22 protein-coding genes and 1 pseudogene are annotated in these 21023 nt (G+C 40.7%); 13 read left to right on the forward strand and 10 right to left on the reverse strand.

The genetic code is table 11. The features are described from left to right. Window positions 1–300: 300 nt before the first annotated feature. Both ampE and ampD read right to left on the reverse strand, forming a co-directional pair. Window positions 301–1155, reverse strand: a complete 855-nt coding sequence (gene ampE, locus PSI14_RS07030) for a beta-lactamase regulator AmpE (RefSeq protein ID WP_273575218.1) — start codon at window positions 1153–1155, stop codon at window positions 301–303. Window positions 1156–1160: 5 nt separating this feature from the next. Further along, on the reverse strand, window positions 1161–1703 hold the full coding sequence (gene ampD / locus PSI14_RS07035) for a 1,6-anhydro-N-acetylmuramyl-L-alanine amidase AmpD (RefSeq protein WP_273575219.1): 543 nt from the start codon (window positions 1701–1703) through the stop codon (window positions 1161–1163). A gap of 309 nt (window positions 1704–2012) precedes the next feature. Between ampD and ppdD the strand changes: the two genes are divergently transcribed. From ppdD to PSI14_RS07080, 9 genes are all read left to right on the forward strand, one after another. Then, window positions 2013–2435 carry a prepilin peptidase-dependent pilin gene (ppdD, locus tag PSI14_RS07040; protein ID WP_273575220.1) on the forward strand — a complete coding sequence of 141 codons (423 nt, stop codon included), beginning with the start codon at window positions 2013–2015 and terminating at the stop codon, window positions 2433–2435. A gap of 163 nt (window positions 2436–2598) precedes the next feature. Continuing rightward, window positions 2599–4173 (forward strand): type II secretion system protein GspE, encoded by a 1575-nt coding sequence (gene gspE, locus PSI14_RS07045; RefSeq protein WP_273575221.1) that lies wholly within the window; start codon window positions 2599–2601, stop codon window positions 4171–4173. After that, on the forward strand, window positions 4170–5369 hold the full coding sequence (hofC, locus tag PSI14_RS07050) for a protein transport protein HofC (protein ID WP_273575222.1): 1200 nt from the start codon (window positions 4170–4172) through the stop codon (window positions 5367–5369). Before gspE ends, hofC begins: the two co-directional genes overlap by 4 nt. Before the next feature lie 132 nt (window positions 5370–5501). Next, complete coding sequence (gene coaE / locus PSI14_RS07055; protein WP_273575224.1) at window positions 5502–6125, forward strand: dephospho-CoA kinase; 624 nt, start codon at window positions 5502–5504, stop codon at window positions 6123–6125. Next, entirely contained in the window at window positions 6118–6876 is a 759-nt protein-coding gene (gene zapD, locus PSI14_RS07060) for a cell division protein ZapD (RefSeq protein ID WP_273575225.1), read from the forward strand. The genes coaE and zapD overlap by 8 nt, the downstream gene beginning before the upstream one ends. Window positions 6877–6957: 81 nt before the next feature. After that, complete coding sequence (gene yacG / locus PSI14_RS07065; RefSeq protein WP_273575226.1) at window positions 6958–7161, forward strand: DNA gyrase inhibitor YacG; 204 nt, start codon at window positions 6958–6960, stop codon at window positions 7159–7161. Between the two features lie 574 nt (window positions 7162–7735). Beyond that, on the forward strand, window positions 7736–8488 hold the full coding sequence (gene loiP, locus PSI14_RS07070; RefSeq protein ID WP_273575227.1) for a metalloprotease LoiP: 753 nt from the start codon (window positions 7736–7738) through the stop codon (window positions 8486–8488). A 392-nt stretch (window positions 8489–8880) separates the two neighbouring features. Next, window positions 8881–9231 carry a transcriptional regulator gene (locus PSI14_RS07075; protein WP_273575382.1) on the forward strand — a complete coding sequence of 117 codons (351 nt, stop codon included), beginning with the start codon at window positions 8881–8883 and terminating at the stop codon, window positions 9229–9231. An 81-nt stretch (window positions 9232–9312) separates the two neighbouring features. Next, the gene (locus PSI14_RS07080; RefSeq protein ID WP_273575228.1) at window positions 9313–10602 is read left to right on the forward strand and encodes an arsenic transporter; all 1290 of its coding nucleotides are present in this window, start codon (window positions 9313–9315) and stop codon (window positions 10600–10602) included. Window positions 10603–10901: 299 nt separating this feature from the next. Here PSI14_RS07080 and PSI14_RS07085 read toward each other — a convergent pair whose 3' ends face one another. Next, on the reverse strand, window positions 10902–11762 hold the full coding sequence (locus tag PSI14_RS07085) for an aminoglycoside 6-adenylyltransferase (RefSeq protein ID WP_273575229.1): 861 nt from the start codon (window positions 11760–11762) through the stop codon (window positions 10902–10904). A 251-nt stretch (window positions 11763–12013) separates the two neighbouring features. Here PSI14_RS07085 and PSI14_RS07090 point away from each other — a divergent pair, with 251 nt between their 5' ends. Both PSI14_RS07090 and PSI14_RS07095 read left to right on the forward strand, forming a co-directional pair. Next, the gene (locus PSI14_RS07090) at window positions 12014–12334 is read left to right on the forward strand and encodes a peptidase M16 family protein (RefSeq protein WP_273575230.1); all 321 of its coding nucleotides are present in this window, start codon (window positions 12014–12016) and stop codon (window positions 12332–12334) included. Window positions 12335–12426: 92 nt separating this feature from the next. Further along, on the forward strand, window positions 12427–12747 hold the full coding sequence (locus PSI14_RS07095; protein ID WP_092517886.1) for a heavy metal-binding domain-containing protein: 321 nt from the start codon (window positions 12427–12429) through the stop codon (window positions 12745–12747). An 87-nt stretch (window positions 12748–12834) separates the two neighbouring features. Here PSI14_RS07095 and PSI14_RS20360 read toward each other — a convergent pair. The 3 genes and pseudogenes from PSI14_RS20360 to PSI14_RS07110 all read right to left on the reverse strand — a co-directional run. Continuing rightward, window positions 12835–12951: pseudogene (locus PSI14_RS20360) on the reverse strand (IS982 family transposase); the annotation flags it as partial. Window positions 12952–13195: 244 nt separating this feature from the next. Then, a protein-coding gene (locus PSI14_RS07105) for an IS1 family transposase (RefSeq protein ID WP_273575231.1) occupies window positions 13196–13880 on the reverse strand; the annotation gives its coding sequence in 2 pieces (ribosomal slippage) (window positions 13196–13637 and window positions 13636–13880; 687 coding nt in all). A gap of 36 nt (window positions 13881–13916) precedes the next feature. After that, window positions 13917–14135 carry a hypothetical protein gene (locus tag PSI14_RS07110; RefSeq protein WP_273575233.1) on the reverse strand — a complete coding sequence of 73 codons (219 nt, stop codon included), beginning with the start codon at window positions 14133–14135 and terminating at the stop codon, window positions 13917–13919. Between the two features lie 353 nt (window positions 14136–14488). On the opposite strand from PSI14_RS07110, the gene PSI14_RS07115 reads away from it, so the two are divergent. Then, a complete protein-coding gene (locus PSI14_RS07115) occupies window positions 14489–14758 on the forward strand; it encodes a hypothetical protein (protein WP_273575234.1) in 270 nt (89 codons plus the stop codon). 183 nt (window positions 14759–14941) lie between these two features. Next, on the forward strand, window positions 14942–15418 hold the full coding sequence (locus PSI14_RS07120; RefSeq protein WP_273575235.1) for a hypothetical protein: 477 nt from the start codon (window positions 14942–14944) through the stop codon (window positions 15416–15418). Window positions 15419–15446: 28 nt separating this feature from the next. Here PSI14_RS07120 and PSI14_RS07125 read toward each other — a convergent pair whose 3' ends face one another. The 4 genes from PSI14_RS07125 to recJ form a co-directional block, all read right to left on the reverse strand. Further along, entirely contained in the window at window positions 15447–15791 is a 345-nt protein-coding gene (locus tag PSI14_RS07125; protein ID WP_273575237.1) for a hypothetical protein, read from the reverse strand. Between the two features lie 683 nt (window positions 15792–16474). Further along, the gene (lysS, locus tag PSI14_RS07130; protein ID WP_273575239.1) at window positions 16475–17989 is read right to left on the reverse strand and encodes a lysine--tRNA ligase; all 1515 of its coding nucleotides are present in this window, start codon (window positions 17987–17989) and stop codon (window positions 16475–16477) included. Between the two features lie 9 nt (window positions 17990–17998). Next, window positions 17999–19097 (reverse strand): peptide chain release factor 2 gene (prfB, locus tag PSI14_RS07135; protein WP_273553521.1). Its coding sequence is split into 2 segments (ribosomal slippage): window positions 17999–19021 and window positions 19023–19097, totalling 1098 coding nucleotides; the frame shifts between segments, so codons are not numbered across the junction. Window positions 19098–19288: 191 nt separating this feature from the next. Then, a complete protein-coding gene (gene recJ / locus PSI14_RS07140) occupies window positions 19289–21022 on the reverse strand; it encodes a single-stranded-DNA-specific exonuclease RecJ (protein WP_273575240.1) in 1734 nt (577 codons plus the stop codon). Window position 21023 lies beyond the last annotated feature (1 nt).

Genomic DNA, 21023 nt, shown 5'->3' on the forward strand with positions numbered 1-21023 from the left:
AAAAAGCCGGTCAGGTTTGCAGCATGAGTGGATTTACCTTCGCCACCTTTGGGAGAAATTATCGGAAGAATTATCATTTTGTACATTCAGTCGTTTGAGCATACAAACTAAGTAAAAAATCAATTGGTTACATTTTCTTAACTTAGCAGGGGATTTTCAATCCCATCCTTATCGCTATGGCAAGTGTCTTTCGTCAAACTGACCTGTAATCCGGTAAGTCACAACGGTAAGGCAACGAATCCTTGGTTTAAAAGATAGGAGACAGATGATTGCTAACACCAATCCCCTATCCCTCGATTGTTAAACCAATGCTCCGTAGATCGTCAACAACGCAACAATAATCACAATAGTAAAAGTCGCCTTTTTTGCCAACGTTACAGCAGCAACAGGCGTTTCTATAGGATTCAGATGAGGCTCTTTACTTAATGCAAATTGTGTCAAGTGACTGATTACCTTATATTGCGATGATCGAAAATCAGTAAGTGATGCAATCCAGGCTGGTAAGGCTTTCTCGCCATGCCCCAGCAAAGCATAGGTAACACCAGCCAAACGTGTAGGAAGCCAATCCAGCCAATGCAATATTCTATCTACTCCCGATTGTGCTCTCTGTACTGTCGTTGCGTGTTGTGCCAACCAACCTTGGTAAGCTCTGAGACAACCATATCCCATCAAAATGGCAGGCCCAAATTTACCCAATACAGCCAACCAAAAAATTGGGGCGAGATAATAACGGAAGTTTATCCAAATCAATGAATTCTGTATCTCACGCAACCGCTCTTCTTTTGTGGTATCAGGCAATGCTCCCTGAATCATTGTCAAGCGAGCAAGATATTTATTCTGCTGCTCAGGATCATCTTGACGCACGGCCTGAAGATACCCACGGTAATCATGACGCAACCCACCTGCACCAATACATAGCAGACTGATTATGATACTCAGCCCAATCGCGGGAATACCAAAAGCCACAGAGCTGGAAATAGCAATAAACATCCAAGTTAATAGGGCAACCAGAAAAGTCATGCCCAGACTACTCCATAGTGAATGTGATTTTACTCTGGCAAAAAATGAGGCTAAGTAGCGTTCCAGTTGCCAGTGATCCCCCATCTTAAAAACACGTTCCCATGCCAGTATTAACAATAGAATAAAGAGAGTCATTCAACTCACTCCTTCAATAATTGACGATAGTGTTCCCAATAAAAATAAGGCCCGGGATCAGTTTTCCTACCCGGAGCGATATCGCTGTGTCCTGTAATATTGTCACGAATATCAGGATATTGACCAATAAGCAGCTCAGTAACTTCTGCTAACTTGGTGTACTGAATTTCAGTAAATTCCTCATAATCTGTGCCTTCCAGTTCAATGCCTATCGAAAAATCATTGCACTTATCACGGTCACAGTAGCAGGAAACGCCAGCATGCCAAGCTCTTTTATTGAAAGGGACATATTGCACAATTTCTCCATCACGCCGGATTAAGCAGTGGGCAGAAACACACAAATGTTTGATCTCACCAAAAAAAGGATCATCTTTCGGATCCAGTGTTCCCATAAATAATTGATCAATATAAGGGCCTCCAAACTTGCCGGGAGGTAAGCTGATGTTATGAATGACCAGTAATGATGGTGTCTCTCCCTCTGGGCGCAAATCACAATGTGGTGAAATAACCTTTCGCGCGCCAGCAATCCACCCTTCATACAGTTTCATTCTTTTACTCTCCCCTTAAATATTTAATAACATCAAGAGCCTTCGCTATGCGTCATGCTGCTGTTTAAAGTGTAACAGGTGAGCATGTTAGCACCTTCCATCCGCTAATATTTCTGGCGTTTTTTTATTTACGAGCGGCCTCGAAAAATTTTTGCAAGAAAATGTAATATAAAGTTATTTTTTCGAGCCAACTTCATAAATTTTACTAACGATATTTTATTTTTCTTCTTTTTCTTCATGCTTATTGGCACCGGCATCTATCTGCTATCGAACATAATAAGCTGCCCAAATACGCACAAAGGAGGAAAAATGAAACAACAAGGATTTACATTAATTGAAGTGATGGTTGTTATGGCTATCGTGTCTATTCTTGGCGCAATTGCTATTCCCAGTTATCAGGGATATATCCAAAAAGCAGCGTTAACCGATATGCTACAAGCTATTGTGCCCTATAAATCCGGTGTGGAACTTTGTCGCTTTGAATCTGAAAATTACAAAGATTGCCACTCTGATCATCCTTCCATCCCATCAGGCCACAATAGCCGCTATATCAGCACTCTTTCAGTAAAAGAGGGGGAAATAAGCATACTAGGCCAACAAAATCTCAGTGGACTTCATGCCACTCTAAAACCCATTCGAGATACTAAGAGTGGCCTTACTCAGTGGAAAACGATTTGTGAATCTAAAGATGAATCGTTAAAACTAAAATGTCAGGAAACCTTAAAGTTTTAAACATCTCCTTTCACTCCAACAAGCTTTAAATACAAGATAAAAGAAGAAAATCAATCAAACAAATGCAGCTAAAAAAGTAACAAAAATAATTAGAAAGAGAATACATATTGTCTTTCAAAAAAGAAAACAATCAAATCAACGAAATATTAAAGGAATAAGGATAATGATAAATAAGGAGTATCTTTTGATGGAAAAAGAAATAAAGGAACTGTGTCAACGACATCACGCGATTATTATAAAAAAAGATTCCTATACGATCACAATCGCCTGTAGTCAATCACCTAATGAGGATTTCATAGCTGCACTGAGATTTATTTCAGGCTTAATCGTTAATATAGATATTTGGCCTCAGGCAAAAATAGAATCCATGCTGACACAAGAAAACTCATTAATATCTGTAAAAAATTACTGTTCAGAAAATAATGAAGAGGAACCGTATCGTCTAGATCGTCTTGATAGCAGCTATGCTCATCATGATGCAATACAAGCAAACAATCTCCATGATGAAGAAATAGATACACCTGTTATTCAATTAATTAATCAGACAATCTTAACTTCAATACAAAAAAGAGCTTCAGATATTCATTTTGAACCTTTTCAACGTGGCTATCAAATACGTATTCGAGTTGATGGTGCATTGCATACCATGCAAACACCACCCCCTCAAATGAATACGGGTATTCCTGCCCGTTTAAAGATCATGGCAAAACTCAACATTGCTGAAAAACGTCAGCCGCAAGATGGGCAATTTGATTGGAATGACAATAAAAACAGTTATGCAATACGTATATCAACATTACCTACTTTACATGGAGAAAAAATAGTCCTGCGTATTTTAAATACCATACACCAATTATCGTTGGAACAATTAGGCCTGCCTGAATCACAATTCCAACTTTTAAAACAGAAGCTTCATTTGCCACAAGGGATGATTTTAGTAACAGGCCCAACAGGCAGCGGAAAAACCGTCACACTGTACAGCTGCCTGCAATATTTAAACCATGCTAAAAAGAATATCTGTAGCGTCGAGGATCCTGTTGAAATCCCTTTAAATGGCATTAATCAAACGCCTGTGAATAACAAGATTGGTCTCGATTTCGCCAAAGTTCTGAGGGCGTTACTACGGCAAGATCCCGATATTATTATGGTTGGTGAGATCCGTGACAATGAAACTGCCGAAATATCAATGAAAGCAGCGCAAACTGGTCACTTAGTTTTATCAACACTACATACCAATTCAACTATTGATACATTATCTCGCCTGCAAAATTTGGGAATTTCTGGCTATACCACAGCTTCATGTGTGAAATTGATTATTGCACAGCGATTGGTTCGTAAGCTCTGCCCTCATTGCCGACAACAAGACAGCATTTCCACAGTGATACCTAATATCACTAATTCTGATATTGCTAATAATTTAGAAAATATTTCCGTATCCTCCAAATGTACTACCGTAAAATCCAGTTCTATAAAACAATCGCTTTCTATAAAAAAATGGAATGCAGTGGGTTGTGATCACTGCTTTTCTGGCTATTATGGCAGAACCGCCATCTATGAATTTCTCGAAATAAAGCCCGAACTCCAGCAAGCCCTGTCAGAGCATTCCAACACCAATTTCTCACATTTACTTGCCTCACAGCAGGATTCAACTCTTTTTTTAGCAGGGCTTGCATTGGTGGAAAAAGGAATAACCACCCTTGAAGAGATTTATCAGATTACAGGCCATGAAACAGTATGAAAATAGAATATATTTACCAATGGCAAGCCATTAATAAAAAAGGAAATGCCATAAAAGGTGAGAGCATTGGTCACAGCAAAAAGAGTATATTCCAATATCTCAGCCATCTCGATCTTCAACCTTATGCCATTAAATGCAAAAAAATTATTTATTACAGTGAAAAGGAAATTGCATATCGCCTGCACTTTATTCATCAGTTAAACACATTACTGGCATCAGGTATTCCTCTTCTCAGGGGGCTGACCATCCTGTTGCAAGAATGTAAATATGCTCTCTGGCGATGTGTACTAACCGATATAATTCAGAAAATTCGTCAGGGGGAATCATTCTCAACAACACTTAAGCATTATCCGAAACTATTTCCCCCCCTATTTTGTCAAATGATCGCAGTAGGAGAACAAACCGGTCAGCTTGAAAATTGCTGCCAATTAATCATTAATCGGTTGGAACAGCAGAATAAGTTGAAGAAGAAAGTTCAAAAAGCTTATCAATATCCCTTAATTGTCGCTTTTGTAAGCTTTTTAGTTATTACTCTAATGTTGATTTTTGTTCTACCAGAATTTCGGCAAGTTTATTTCTCGCTAAATGCCAACTTGCCTCTGTTAACACAATGGGTTCTATCAGGCTCTGATTTATTGATCCATCATGGCGTATTGTTAATGATAATAATATTTATATTGTTAATTAGTTATCTATGGTTACGACATCGTTTTCCAATTTTTAAAGCAAAGGAAAAAATGTTCTTTATGAGGCTCCCTATTTTTAAACAGCTCACCATTTACCAACAGACTAATCAAATATTTCATATCCTGTTCATGACACAAAAAGCTGGATTGACACTAATGACAGGGCTTGAATGTGCAATGAGTGCAACCCAACACCCTGTTTTTATTGCCGGAGTAAAAAGCCTGTACAGGCAAATTCAACAAGGTATTCCAATGAGTGATGCATTAAAACAAACGCCACATTTCCCTTCTCTATGTCAACAATTTGTCACAATAGGTGAAGAGTCAGGAGAGTTAGAATTATTTTTATGCAATCTTGCAGAATGGTATCAAGAAAAGTCAATCAATCTTGCTGATAGTTTGGTTCAATTATTGGAGCCTTTGTTGATGCTGATAATGGCATTGATCGTCGGTTTATTATTGCTGGCTATGTATTTGCCTATTTTTCAATTAGGTGCAATATTAACATAACAACATACTTACATATTTCATTACCTTTTCTCAAGGTCGCAAAATCAGGAATTGTATGTGTTTGTTTATAGCTCATCAGCTTCCCTTGAGTTACAATTTAATTATGCTATCAGATATATTTAAAGGGATAGAATGACTTATATTGTTGCGCTTACAGGTGGAATTGGTAGCGGTAAAACGACTATCTCTAATGTATTTTCATCCCTTGGTGTCCCGATTGTTGATGCAGATATTATCGCCAGAGAAGTGGTCGCTCCTTGCACTACTGCATTACAAGCAATCACAGAGCATTTTGGGGCCGATATATTATTGCCCGATGGCAGCCTTAACCGCTTGATGCTGCGTCAAAAAATTTTTGCTGCCCCAGAAAAGAAAAAGTGGCTCAATGCACTTTTGCATCCATTGATACAAGTGGAAACACAGCGGCAATTAAACCAATTGATAACTCCCTATGCCATTTGGGTAGTTCCTCTGCTAATTGAAAATAATTTAATGCATTTGGCAGATCGTGTCTTAGTTGTTGATGTTCCAGCTGAAATACAAATTAGCCGAACAATGGCTCGTGATGGAGTGAGCCGTGAGCAAGTAGAAAATATTCTGGCTGCACAAGCCAGCCGTCAGGGCAGACTGGAAAAGGCAGATGATGTCATTTTTAACCACAACAGCGAACAGGATATTGCCTCTCGTGTGGTCGAATTACATCAACAGTATTTAAAACAAGCAGAATCAGTCAGACAGGAAAACCGTAATGAGTGACGCAACCTCTACTATTATTTTTGAACATCCACTCAATGAAAAAATGCGTTCATGGTTGAGGATTGAGTCTTCACTGCAACAGTTGGAAAAACAACGTTATCTGGATTCTCAAGCGAGTAGCCTCTCGTTTTTCCGTACAATTGCCGAATTAATTGAGATTCTAGAACGCGGTGAAGTCCGTTCTGAACTATTGAAAGAGCTAGATCGCCAGCAAGCAAAATTAAAACAATGGCTCGGTGCTCCAAATGCCGACACAATTATGATCCATAGTTTGTCAGAGCAACTTAAAGAACGCAGTATTGCCTTGAACCAAGCCCCTCGGCTTAGCCAACATATTAAAGAAGATCGTATTATCAGCATGGTACGTCAACGGCTCAATATCCCCGGGGGATGTTGTAGCTTTGACTTACCAACATTGCATCTGTGGCTGCATTTACCACAATCTGTCAGGGATGAATCCGTCAAAATCTGGCTAGATAGCCTTCGACCATTACAACAAGCCTTGGAAAGCATTCTGGGTCTCATACGCCAGTCCGCCATTTTCACTCCTAAAGACAGCCATAATGGGTTTTATCAAGGGAACGCAGATGAAGCCGATTTGCTGAGATTAAAATTGGACGTTATGCCAAATTCATTAGTTTACCCACAAGTCTCCGGCTACAAGACGCGCTTTGCTATCCGTTTCTTACCAATGGATAATGAGCATGGTGTTATGCCTACTCATTTATCATTTGAATTGGCGTGCTGCTAACATATGCCCAATGAATTTCAAGTAAAGCACGGCGTGAAGAATGGAGGGTATGACCTTCAAATTAAGCAGGAGAAAAGTAATATGTCTAAAGTATTGACTGTCGAATGTCCAACGTGTGGCAACACATTAATATGGGGAGAAATTAGCCCTTATCGCCCATTTTGCAGTAAACGTTGCCAATTAATCGATTTGGGTGAATGGGCCAGCGAGGACAAAAGGATACCAAGTCAAAACGACAGTTCAGAAAATGATAACTGGAGCGAAGAGCCTGAGCAGTACAAGTAACATCATGAATATCACTTAACATATACCGTCATAGCGGCACCTATTTTATTCGGTGCCGCTGTCTATCCAATCAATTAGTCCATTCAATTAATTGAATAAGTTAAAAGCCAGCTAAGAGGCTAACTTTTCATCGCAACTGATGAAAAAAATTCATGCGTTAGCCCTGTGAACACAACCAACAAAGCGACAACCTGAAAAATACTGAGGATAATATCATCCATAAAACAAATAAACAGAATTACGTACAGGGTCTTCCTAATATAGGAAATAAATGCCTTTTCATAATAGTGATACATTTAGCTTTTGTAGCTCTCTTACTCCTCGCGATGCGAGGAGTAAGAAAGTGATCTAGCATTTTGAGAACTTATTTAAATAGATGTAAAGTTATTTGGCTAAGTAAATTTAAGCTAAATTATTCTGCTGATGATTTGATTATTTTGTTTAAAGTGTTATCAAATTCACATAATCATAAATATTGGGGTTTATTCCTATTGTTATTTTCAGCAAAATTCATAGTCTTTTAATGCTCTTAAAATATTATAGTTGCATATATTGCAAAGGAAAAAACAATATTATGAAAATTAAAGCTCTTGTTGCAGTGGCAGTTTCTGCTGTAATTCTGACAGGTTGTAAGAATATTGATCAGGGAATGTTGGCTAACTCAGGAATGCAATTATTTCAGGCGGCGACGCTAAGTGACTCTGATGTCAAACAGTTATCTGACCAAGCATGTAAGGATATGGATGCACAGAATAAAATTGCACCGGCATCCAGCCAATACACTAAACGTCTGAACAAAATCGCCAAAGCATTAGGTAGCGAAGTTAACGGTACGCCGGTTAACTATAAAGTTTATCTGACTGATGATGTGAACGCATGGGCAATGGCTAACGGTTGTGTGCGTGTATACAGCGGCCTGATGAACATGATGAACGACAATGAAGTCGAAGGCGTTCTGGGTCATGAAATGGGTCACGTTGCACTGGGCCACACCCGTAAAGCAATGCAGGTTGCTTATGCTACAGTTGCTGCACGTACCGCCGCCGCATCAGCCGGTGGTATAGCAGCACAGCTAAGCGATTCTCAGCTTGCAGCACTGGGTGAAAAACTGATCAACTCGCAGTTCTCACAGCATCAGGAAAGTCAGGCTGATGACTTCTCTTATGATCTGCTGAAAAAACGCAGTATCAAAACTGAAGGTTTAGCAACCAGCTTCGAGAAACTGGCTAAACTGGGCAGTGGTGAAACCAGCATGTTTAATTCACACCCGCCTTCACAGGAACGCGCTCAACACGTTCGTGATCGTATCGCAGCAGACAATAAATAATAAGTTCTGTACAAATTGTAGCGGTGCCACTGACACCGCTACAATTTATTTGCCCAGCGAAGCTGGCTGTAATAACCCGTTATATACCTATCGTCATTGAAGATGCCTGAGTTTTCATGCAAACCCGATCTACTAGCCTCCATGAAAATTCATCTGACGCCAACACAAAAACAATCCCTTGAATTAATGCATAATACGACGCGTGATGGACGAATACACGACCGCATTAAGGCTATCCTTTTCATGAATCCATCGTGAATCACCGGCAGTGACGGACAATTTACCCGCAATGTCAGTATCGAAAATCCCCTCTGAATTGATTTTATGAGCGCCACTTTAAACTCAATCATATATGAATTAACATATGTATAAAATTATCAGTGGAGAATAAAATCGTGCTATCCCCCGTTCAGCTTTTCAAACTTCTTGCGGATGAAACCCGTATTAACATCGTATTGTTGCTACGCGAAGCAGGTGAACTGTGTGTCTGCGATATTTGTACCGTGCTCAATGCGTCTCAGCCCAAAATTTCACGACATATCGCACTACTGCGTGATACAGGGTTGTTACTGGATCGTCGCGAAGGTAAGTGGATTCATTATCGTCTATCACCCCATATTCCTGCGTGGGCGGCCAATATTATTGAGGCGTCATGGAACTGCCAACAAGTAGAAATCAAAGCTCTGGTAAATAAACTGGCAGATTCAAACTGTACGCCTGATGGCAAGGCACTCTGCCGTTAAAATTCCCACCCAAACACATATGTTAATTCATATATAAAAATCAAACTAAAGCAGAAGAATTTATATTCTACAGGAGATAACATGTTACTTGCAGGAGCGATCTTTATCCTGACGATAATTCTGGTCATCTGGCAGCCACGAGGGTTAGGTATTGGATGGAGCGCATCACTGGGAGCCATACTTGCCCTGCTGACAGGAGTCATTCAATTGAACGATATTCCCATTGTCTGGAATATTGTCTGGAATGCTACAGCTGCTTTTATTGCGATTATTATCATCAGTCTGTTACTTGATGAGTCTGGTTTTTTTGAATGGAGTGCCTTACATGTTGCACGCTGGGGAAAGGGTAATGGGCGATTACTGTTCACCTTCATCATTCTGCTGGGTGCTGTCGTCTCAGCCCTTTTCGCAAATGATGGGGCAGCGCTTATCCTCACACCAATTGTCATCGCCATGTTACTGGCTCTGGGGTTCAGTCGGGCTACCACTCTCGCATTTGTGATGGCAGCAGGATTTATAGCCGATTCGGCAAGTCTGCCTCTTATCGTCTCTAATTTGGTTAATATTGTTTCTGCTGACTTTTTTCACATAGGTTTTAATCACTATGCTTCGGTCATGGTGCCGGTTTATGTTGTAGCAACCCTTGCTTCACTGCTAATGCTGTATCTCTTCTTTTGTCAAGATATTCCCGTAGCTTACGATCAGGCAAAGCTTAAAATTCCCCGGAATGCTATCAAAGATCCCATAACTTTTCGCACTGGCTGGGTAATCCTTATCTTTTTGCTGACTGGTTTTTTCCTACTTGAACCTATTGGCGTCCCAGTAAGCCTAATTGCTGCTATTGGCGCTTTAATCCTGTTTCTGGTTGCCAGAAAAGGGAAATTTATTGATACCGGAAAGGTTCTGCGCAATGCACCCTGGCAAATTGTTATTTTTTCTCTTGGCATGTACCTTGTCGTATATGGTCTCCGTAATGCGGGGTTAACAGAGTTTCTGGCTCAAATCTTCAGTGCATTCGCTAATCAGGGTTTGTGGGAGTCCACGCTGGGAACGGGTTTTATTACAGCTATATTGTCCTCAATCATGAACAATATGCCAACTGTGCTTATTGGTGCCCTCTCCATTGATGAAAGTTCAGCTCAGGGTGTGATTAAGGAAGCTATGGTTTACGCCAATATCATTGGCTGCGATCTTGGGCCTAAAATCACCCCGATTGGTAGTCTTGCTACCTTACTCTGGCTTCATGTCCTGTCACAAAAGAATATCAATATCAGTTGGGGATATTACTTCCGTGTCGGCATCATTATGACATTCCCTGTTTTGTTCGTGACACTTGCCGCACTAGCACTTCGTCTATCTTTCACAGCTTAATGAGTAAAAATATCATGGCTAACGTTATCATTTATCACAATCCGGTCTGCGGCTCTTATCCGTAATAGCAGAGAGGGATCACCTATTAGGCATTATCTGGAAACACGGCCTTTCCAAATAGAGATAGCAGCCCCACTGGCAGAAAATTCCTACCAGTGGGTTACCCTTATCAAGGGTGAGATTCCCTGACCATCAGATTCAGATTTTACCAATAGCTTTTTCGCTTTAATGGATTGCGTTATCTAATTCAATAATCGAACGTGTAAGTTCGATGAGTAAATCAAATATATCGAGAATACTCAGGTCAGATGCTGTGACAAAATCTTCCGATTCAATTCGGTTATACGGGTTTCACACTCCTGCGGATAATCGAAGCCGGCATATTGGGCAACCTCCCGCCCCAAACGCCCATAAAGTTGAGTCGTTGCTTCAAATGCGCGTAGTGCATCAGATGTGTCAAACCGTCCGAAAGTATTCTGCAATTCAGCCCAGGTTTGCGAATCAACCCATTCTCTTACATGCAAGCCATTGTGCCATAGGTCTGTTGGTTTGTTATTTCGAGCAAGTGCATGCCATTCCAGCATACACATCAACAATTCTTTCATCGTGTTGTCACGAAACTTAACCAACCAGAGTTCTCCGCGAGCTAAATACTTAGGTATATGGAATGCTTCAAACCAAAATTCTTCAACCGAAATTTTGAATTCATTCTGTGATGGAAGTTGTCTCACTGGAAATCCGTATGTTGAAGCCGGAATCCCCTGAGTAATCGACGTTTTATCGAGTAGTATTCTATATCCACGTTCATAGAGATCATCAAGCATTCCGCTATCTGCCATATGACGAACACGATCAATACCAGTCAGAGTGAAATCGACTTTTACGCCGCTATTATAAATAGCTAGACGTGTGGCCCATTTCTGATGTTCATCTGGATCAAGACTAAGCACCGTAATAAGTTCACCAAATTGATGCATCCACTGCTCATCTTTCATCAATAATGCGGGGTCGGATGTAATAATTTCAATATCAATATCCGAAAGATCATCGCTGGAATTATCTTTTCGGGCCAGAGAACCCGTTTGAATCAGAGCTTGAACGTTGTCTGCATTCTCTGCCCATTTGATAATAGCTGTCAGGCAGTTATCCCGCGGTTGCATATTACTTACCCCATCTTGCTAAAAATTAATCTATTTAGAATTAAAACAGCCAGCAAAAAGCGACATATTTGAGCTGATTATATCATGATGGCTCGCGACCGACGTATGGAACAGAAAACGAAACACAGAAGTTGGCAGATAACCGCAATCTGTGCGTAGGTAGGTCGTAGCTTTATAGGTTTCATACAGGAATCGGGCAATCACCAGCAACGGACCAACAGCGTTTTCGTTAAATAGCCACTGCATCAAACATGATAGGTGCAATAAATTTCACCCGGCCATCTTGCACGGCTGAATTTCACGAACTCGCCCACCAGACTCTGGCGCAGATTCAGCAAGGGGCGATTACCCCCGCAAAATTAGCCAAAGCAAAAAATATCTGGAGTATTGAGCATCAAATTCAACATCAAAGTGCAGCTTATTGGTCTGAGGCGCTGGCTCAAAGCGCCAGCGATGATCTGCAATATCAGTGGGTTGAAGCAGAAATTGCTTTGATTGAAGCGATAATGCTCGCAGGTATTCAACGTCTTGCCGCCAATATATTGGGAAAAATGAGAAAGTGTTTAAAATGATCCCAAGGTAAGATATCAAGCTCAGGTGGCAAATAAGGCCACCTAAGTGCCAAGAAAAATCAAAGTGATGTGATATCAAACGGAGATCGATTATGAAAAATACAACAACACCCACACTAGAAGGCCATACCATCACAGATTATCTGGGTGTCGTCACAGGGGAAACGATTCTTGGGGTCAATATTATTAAGGATTTTTTTGCCGGAGTGAGAGATATCGTCGGCGGGCGTTCTGGTGCTTATGAAAAGGAATTAAAAAATGCACGGGAAATCGCCTTTGCAGAAATGAATGCACAGGCTCAGGCGTTAGGAGCCAATGCGGTTGTCGGTATTGATATTGACTATGAAACCGTTGGCAAAAATGGCGGCATGTTGATGGTCACGGTATCAGGGACGGCAGTGAAGGTTGTTTGAAGAGGTGATAATTCATTAACATACTCTATCCAATTAACTTGAAGATGCAGGTTTCAAGATTTAAAAATTATTTAATCTGAGTCCTTTTTAAGCCGTCACTAAGAAATTCTTTTCCAAATAGAAAATATTCAGTGGCGGTTTATTCTTTTTAAGGCAATAAGCAATGAGTTCGCCTAAAACCGTTAATATGAGTTCCTTTCTGCTGGAGTCTGGTGAGGAAAAATCCTACGAGTAAACCGCATGAATACTAAGTTCACTAGGGGTTAATATAATTTTTAGAATTTATAGGGCGGTAATCTGATTGTTATTCCGCCATTTTTTATTTAAGGATATTAATGGCAGACATTAATTCCGTTTTATTTGTTTAAATACTTCTATGGTATTTTTAATGGCTCTCTCTGTCGGTAAACGCTCCATGGGGTTATGTATTAAATAGTTAGAGCTCTTATTAAAAATAGTTCTCACGCTCAATGAAAGTACCAATCACTTTATCGTGCATTTCCTCTGATTTAGAATACCCTATCGTTTTTCGATTCAGTCTTTTTATCCGGATTCGATGCGTTAAATTGTTTCTTTCTAAACGTTGGGTGAATGCCTTCCCTGTCAGGTGTTCTTCTTCTGGGAGGCTGTCATACACAGCATAATCATCCGTACAATAAAACCGGATATTAAAGGGCGATAAAAGGGTAAGCAGTTTGTCTAATGTTTTCCGGCTGCGATCCCCAAAAACAGGCGCCACTATTCGTTTCAGACGGGGTTCCCAAGCATACCAGAGCCTGCGTTGATTTTTCTTGTTCCCCACAAACGACCATTGCTCATCCATTTCACAGATAAGCTGAATGTTATCCCCGTCAAGAGGAAGCGTCGTCACGTTTCGGGGGGTAAGTTTTTAGCGTTGTCATGACGGTACTTGTGGCCACTTTCAGGACACGGGCGGTGTCGCAGATCCCTCCGTTATTCATTGCCATATTGATAATCTGTTCTTTAACACCGGGTTTACAGGCTTGATAGGTGTATTCCAACTGAAAGACCTTACAGCAAGCATAACAGCGATGGCCGCCATTTCCTTTTCCATGTCCTTTGACCTGTTCTGATGTGTGACAATAACGACAATAAACGTCAACTTTAGCCATACTCCACCCTTAAAAAGTTAGAGCATATCACAATAACTAACCATTCAATACATGACCAGATTTTCCATCTGAGATTTCATACCACATATGCCCTGCAAATGATGTCACACGTTCTCCATTCTTAAATTTGGGTTCTCCATTATCCTCATTAAGAGGAGTTCCGGGATGAGCAGCATAGATGGTGACGGTATATCTTTTACCTAAAGATCTTATTAAGTTTTCTACAAACTCAGGTCTTGCATGTGGAGGGGGCATGTAGCACATGGCTTTCCTGCCGCATAATTCACTTCTTGGTTTGGGTAAGCAGTCGAGTTGATAACAATTATTTTGTCCGCCTACAAAATTTATTTATTTATTCATTAAATTAAAATTATTACAAATCATAATGTTTGTATTTTAGATCAGTTAATCATTAATTTATTATAAATTAAATTCAGTTAATTATTTAAAAACCAATCTATGAAATCTATTTCAGTTATTTAATCGAATGAGTTAGATTTTATATTCTTTACATCTATGCATACGGTATGTTCATAATATCCCATAATAGCAAATACCTCATGTCAAAATGGCATGGGAAACCTTTTATTTTAAGATAGGAAACAATGATGAAAAAGTTATTCGTCGTCATTTTGACGATTTTTTGTGTGGCATTCGGTTCACTGTCTCATGCGAATTCAATGGACGTTCCTGATAAGAAAGTGTGTAAACATCGTGTTGTTAATCAACTTAGATCATTTCAAGGGAAAATTTATCATTTTGGAAATCAGACTTTTAAATTAGATAGAAAAGGACTGAAACACATCCTTGAACGGCATCACCCTTGTTTCTGGGATGGCTCAATTAAAGATACACAAAGTTTTTTTCTAGTAAAATGACAGTAAACGAGATTGTTAACGCCATTGAGAGTATAATGCAGAAAAACAGGGCTGTTTTAATAAAAAAAAGAATTTTGTTCTTCAAAATTAACGGAAAATATAAGTGGCATTGGTATACTGTAGGATTCAAAAAAGGAAGAGTAGGCCAGTTTTACCCGAAGTTAGACTAGGATCAAAGTAAAAATGACAAATACAAATATAAGTATCAATTCGTATATTAAAATTGGAGATGAGTTTATTGATTTTTTTCAATATGAAGGTAATATAAAAGACCCTGATTATTTAGAAGGTGCATTGGAATTAACTATCAATGGCAAACCTCTAATCACTAAAGTAATGTGGGATTACATAGATCAAATTTGGGGTTATTTCTCGGAGGGATTATCATTAATCTATGAAAATAAAGAATTTGAAAGTACTTTCCCTGATCAACCAATAGAAGTGAAATTCATTCCGTTAAAAGGGCACAAAAGAGTATGTGTAAGTGTTCGCCGTCCTTTCTGCTCAGAGGTTAAAAGCTCTATCGATAAAAATGAATTTTTAATTGCGATGCGGGATCATGCAATAAAATTCTTTGAAAAATTAGGGTACTTAGATCCTTCATCACTAAACGTAATTGCATTAACAAAGCAATCTTATTTAGATAAAATTAAATTATAAAATTGAGATTAATACAAGGCTTTGACCGTTATCCGGGTATTGTTATTGTGACAGTCATTTTTTTATCTGAGATTACGTGACTGCTTCCCGCCGTATCTGTCTTACCGCCAGAACGCATTTTTTCAGCGCTAAATATTTTGTAGTATTTCATTATGTCGTCCCATAAAATTCCATCAGCAGTACCTGCAATGGAGTCAGGTTCAGAGTATGTTTTTTTAAACACTAATGTTTCAGTGAAATCCTCATTAATTCTATGTAATTTTATAGATAACATAGGAGCATCTTTGGGTTTAGCTAATGGGCCATCATTCTTGAATAAATCAGGGGTATAATAAGTTAGCTCACCTTCTTTATGCCTTTTTATTTTTAACATAACTCTAGGTTCAGGAGTATGACCAGGGAAAAGATATAAAATTTTAGGTTGAAGTTGAGGAACATTCCAAAATATTAACTCTATATTTTCCCCTTTCTCATAAAGTTTAATAGGGATTTCAATTGGTTGATATGATGTTGATTTCGGATTTAAAAAAAGTAAGGGTCATTTTTTGGGGATGCATCCATTGGATTAGCATTACGATACCCGCACCGAAAAAAGCAGCAAAAACCAATAGCATAATTTTTTTCACCATATCTGTTATATTCCATTTATCCCAGCAGATTCTGGGGTTAAACATCCAGCATAAATTAAACTTTGCTTTTTACCTTTTAACGATAAATAAATTGTGTGTGACATAAATCATACCATCCTAGTTTTTCTATTGAAATCACCTGAGCTATATAACTTTATTACATCTGATAATCGGCATCTGCTAAAACCTTCTTGTTTTATTAACGATAATTACATGCTTTAGGTAAATTTATGAGAAAAGATGTAACAGAATTATTTATGAATTCAATAGTGAATAAAAATCACGCTGCCGTGCTACGCTTATCTTCTCGCTATTAGAGAATTCTCCTGAAAACTGTTCATCCTGTAATATATTGATATATTTGGAATGAAAAACGCCCTGTCCGGTTAACCGGACAGGGCGTTTAACTGGTTTTAATCAAAAATGATTATTTATTCGGACGCATTGCTGGGAACAGAATAACGTCACGGATGGTGTGGCTGTTAGTGAATAACATCACCATACGGTCGATACCAATCCCCAAACCTGCTGTTGGTGGCAGGCCGTGCTCCAGCGCAGTCACGTAGTCTTCATCATAAAACATCGCTTCGTCATCACCTTCATCTTTCTGGCGAACTTGCTCTGCGAAACGTTCTGCCTGATCTTCCGCGTCGTTCAGCTCCGAGAAGCCGTTACCAATTTCACGGCCGCCAATGAAGAATTCAAAACGATCAGTAATGAACGGATTGTCATCGTTACGACGCGCCAACGGAGAAACTTCTGCCGGATATTCCGTAATGAATGTCGGCTGAATCAAGTGGCTTTCAGCGGTTTCTTCAAAAATTTCACACTGGATGCGACCCAAGCCCCAGCCCTTTTCAATGTCGATCCCTAAAGATTTCGCGATAGCAACCGCTTTATCCATATCTTCCAGATCTGCGATGTTGGTTTCTGGACGATATTTGCAAATCGCTTCTTTCATGGTCATCTTGACAAAAGGCTTACCGAAATCGAACTCTTGTTCGCCGTATTGCACTAATGTTGTACCCAGTACGTCTTGAGTCAAAGTACGGAACAGATCTTCGGTCAATACGATCAGATCTTGGTAATCTGCATAAGCCATGTAGAGTTCCATCATGGTGAACTCTGGGTTATGGCGCGGAGAAACACCTTCGTTACGGAAGTTGCGGTTGATTTCGAAAACGCGCTCAAAACCACCTACCACTAAACGTTTCAGGTACAATTCCGGTGCTATGCGCAGGTACATGTCGATATCCAGCGCGTTATGGTGCGTGATGAATGGACGCGCACTTGCACCACCAGGGATCGCCTGCATCATTGGTGTTTCAACTTCCATGAAGTCTTTTTTGATCATGAAACTACGTAATGCAGACATTACGCGGGAGCGGATCTGGAATGTCTTGCGTGATTCATCGTTCGCAATCAGATCCAAATAACGCTGACGGTAACGGGTTTCCTGATCTGCTAAACCGTGGAATTTATCCGGCAGTGGACGCAGTGCTTTAGTCAACAAACGCAGCTCAGTACAGTGAATGGAAAGCTCACCCGTTTGAGTTTTGAACAGCTTACCGCGTGCGCCTAAAATGTCACCCAAATCCCATTTCTTGAACTGAGTATTGTAAATGCCTTCCGGCAGATCATCACGGGAAACGTAGATCTGAATGCGACCACCCATATCTTGTAGGGTTGCAAAAGATGCCTTGCCCATGATGCGACGTGTCATCATACGACCAGCAATGGTCACTTCGATGTCCAGCTCTTCCAGTTCTTCCTTAGTCTTGTCATCATATTTTGCATGCAGATCTTCGGAAATGTTTTCGCGACGAAAATCACTCGGGAAAGCAATGCCGTTGCTGCGCAGAGCAGCCAATTTTTCACGGCGGGTTTTCAGTTCATTATTTAAATCAGGAGCCTGTTCAGCTCCCTGCTGTTGTTGTGACATTTTAGTTCCTCATAGGCCAGCTTTTAAGCTTGCTTCAATGAATTTGTCCAAATCCCCATCCAGCACAGATTGTGTATTACGGGTTTCTACACCGGTACGCAAATCTTTAATACGGGAATCATCCAAAACGTAAGAGCGGATCTGGCTGCCCCAACCGATATCCGATTTGTTCTCTTCCATTGCTTGTTTATCTGCATTCTTCTTCTGCATTTCCAGTTCGTACAGTTTCGCTTTCAACTGTTTCATCGCCTGGTCTTTGTTTTTATGCTGAGAACGGTCGGTCTGGCATTGAGTTACAACACCCGTCGGTACGTGGGTGATACGTACAGCAGATTCAGTTTTGTTAACGTGCTGACCACCAGCACCAGAGGCTCGGTATACATCAATGCGTAAATCAGCCGGATTGATTTCGATATCAATATCATCATCCACTTCTGGGTAGATAAAAGCAGAGCTGAATGATGTATGGCGACGACCACCTGAATCGAAGGGGCTTTTACGTACCAAGCGATGAACGCCCGTTTCTGTGCGCAGCCAACCGTAAGCATATTCGCCAATGATCTTGATGGTTGCAGATTTCAAACCAGCAACGTCACCATCAGACTCTTCAATAATTTCAGTCTTGAAGCCCTTGGATTCAGCCCAACGCAGGTACATGCGCATCAACATGCTGGCCCAATCCTGAGCTTCTGTTCCACCTGAACCCGCCTGAAGATCCAAATAGCAGTTTGCGCTGTCATATTCGCCAGAAAACATGCGACGGAATTCAAGTTGACCCAGTTTCTCTTCTAATTGTTCCAATTCAGCGACTGCTTCATTGAAGGTTTCTTCGTCATCAGCTTCAACTGCCAATTCCAGCAGGCCGTTCACATCTTCCAATCCCTGAACGAGCTGATCAATTGTTTCCACGATGATTTCAAGTGACGAACGCTCTTTACCCAACGCCTGTGCCCGCTCCGGTTCATTCCAGACATCAGGCTGTTCGAGTTCAGCATTGACTTCTTCTAAGCGCTCTTTCTTGGCATCATAGTCAAAGATACCCCCTCAGAACTGCTGTCCGCTCAGACAGGTCCTGAATGTGATTTTTTACCGGATTAATTTCAAACATATTTTGTGTCTTATACGTTGTGTATTATGAATAAATGATGGTCGCATGGATATTTTCGAACCGCGTATTGTAACGGATCTATCAAAGGGTTTATACCCTTCATCTTTTAAATAGCAACCAACAAAATTGCAATTTAAAAGATGAAGGGTAAAAGCTAATTGGATATATAGCATTACCGGAGATTTGATAATTCAGTAGGGCCAAATATGTTGGATCAAAAGCTGAACATTACGATTACCACGAAATTCGTTAATATCCAGTTTATAGGCTAATTCTACCGTTTTGACACTATTATCCGGCCAGCGACTGACATCAATGTTAAATGCAATGCCATCTAACATAGGCCCACCATTTAATGGCTCAAGCATGACTTTCAGGTGATTTTCACCAACGATGCGCTGTTGCAGTAGTTTGAATTTACCGTCAAAAACCGGTTCTGCAAATGCCTGCCCCCACGGACCTCCGTCACGCAGGATTTCAGCAACTTCCAGTGATAGTTCTCCTAACGCCAATTCACCATCGCTCCAGATCACACCTTCCAATTGGGCGATATCCAGCCAGTCTGCCACCAACTCGGAAAAATGACGCTGAAACAGGTCAAATTTGTCTTGTTCGATTGACAAACCTGCTGCCATTGCATGACCACCAAACTTCAACATCAACCCCGGATACAGGGTATCAAGGCGTTCAAGTGCATCACGCATATGCAAACCATTTACGGAACGTCCCGAACCTTTCAAAGTACCATCACCTGCCGGAGCAAAAGCAATAACCGGACGGTGAAAACGCTCTTTAATTCGTGATGCCAAAATGCCCACTACGCCCTGATGCCATTCAGGATGGTAAATTGCTAACCCGTAAGGTAGCTGAGTATGGGTCCGCTCGATTTTATCGCAAATCTGTAAGGCTTCTTGCTGCATTCCCTGCTCGATTTCCCGGCGAGTTTGGTTCAGGCCATCCAATTCACAGGCAATCTGGCGGGCATGGGCCATATCATCGGTCAACAATAACGCCACGCCAACAGACATATCATCCAGACGCCCGGCGGCATTTAATCTTGGCCCCAATGAAAAGCCCAAATCACTGGCTGCTAATTTTGTCGATTCCCGTTTAGAAACTTCGAGCAGTGCTCTTATCCCCGCACAGCAACGTCCTGCACGAATGCGGTTTAATCCTTGATATACCAGAATTCGGTTATTGGTATCGAGAGGAACCACATCGGCCACTGTACCCAATGCCACTAGATCCAATAACTCAGCCAAATTGGGTAATGGAATGCCTTGCTGCTCAAACCATGCCAATTTGCGCAATTCTGCCCTGAGTGCAGACATCAGATAAAATGTGACACCAACGCCTGCCAAGGCTTTAGAAGGAAAGGCGCAGTCTATTAAATTGGGATTAATAATGGCATCCGCGTCTGGCAATGTTTCACCCGGTAAATGATGATCAGTAATAATCACCTTGATTCCGTGTTGATGTGCCGCTGCAACACCATCATGGGATGAGATTCCATTATCCACGGTGATAATCAAATCCGCGCTTTTTTTGACAACCTCATCAACCACCTGAACGCTTAATCCATAACCATCTTCAAAACGGTTTGGAACAAGATAATCAAGGTGACGATATCCCATTGCACGCAAAGCGCGAATACCCAATGCGGTGCTGGTTGCTCCATCTGCATCGAAATCCCCAACAATCATGATGCGCCAATGTTCATGTAATGCTGTAACCAGAAAGGAAACGGCCTGCTCAATGCCATTAAGGGATTGATAATTGAGGAGACCACTTGCGCCACGTTCCAGTTCATCAGCTTGGCGTATGCCACGTATAGCGTATAAACGGCGCAATAACGGATGGATATTGTTGGGAAGATGGCTGGAATCCGCCGCTGGTCGACGGCGGAGTTGTGTTTCTCTATTCACA

Origin of the sequence: Xenorhabdus anantnagensis (assembly GCF_028598555.1) — a bacterium.
In the GTDB taxonomy this organism is placed as follows: Bacteria; Pseudomonadota; Gammaproteobacteria; order Enterobacterales; family Enterobacteriaceae; genus Xenorhabdus; species Xenorhabdus anantnagensis.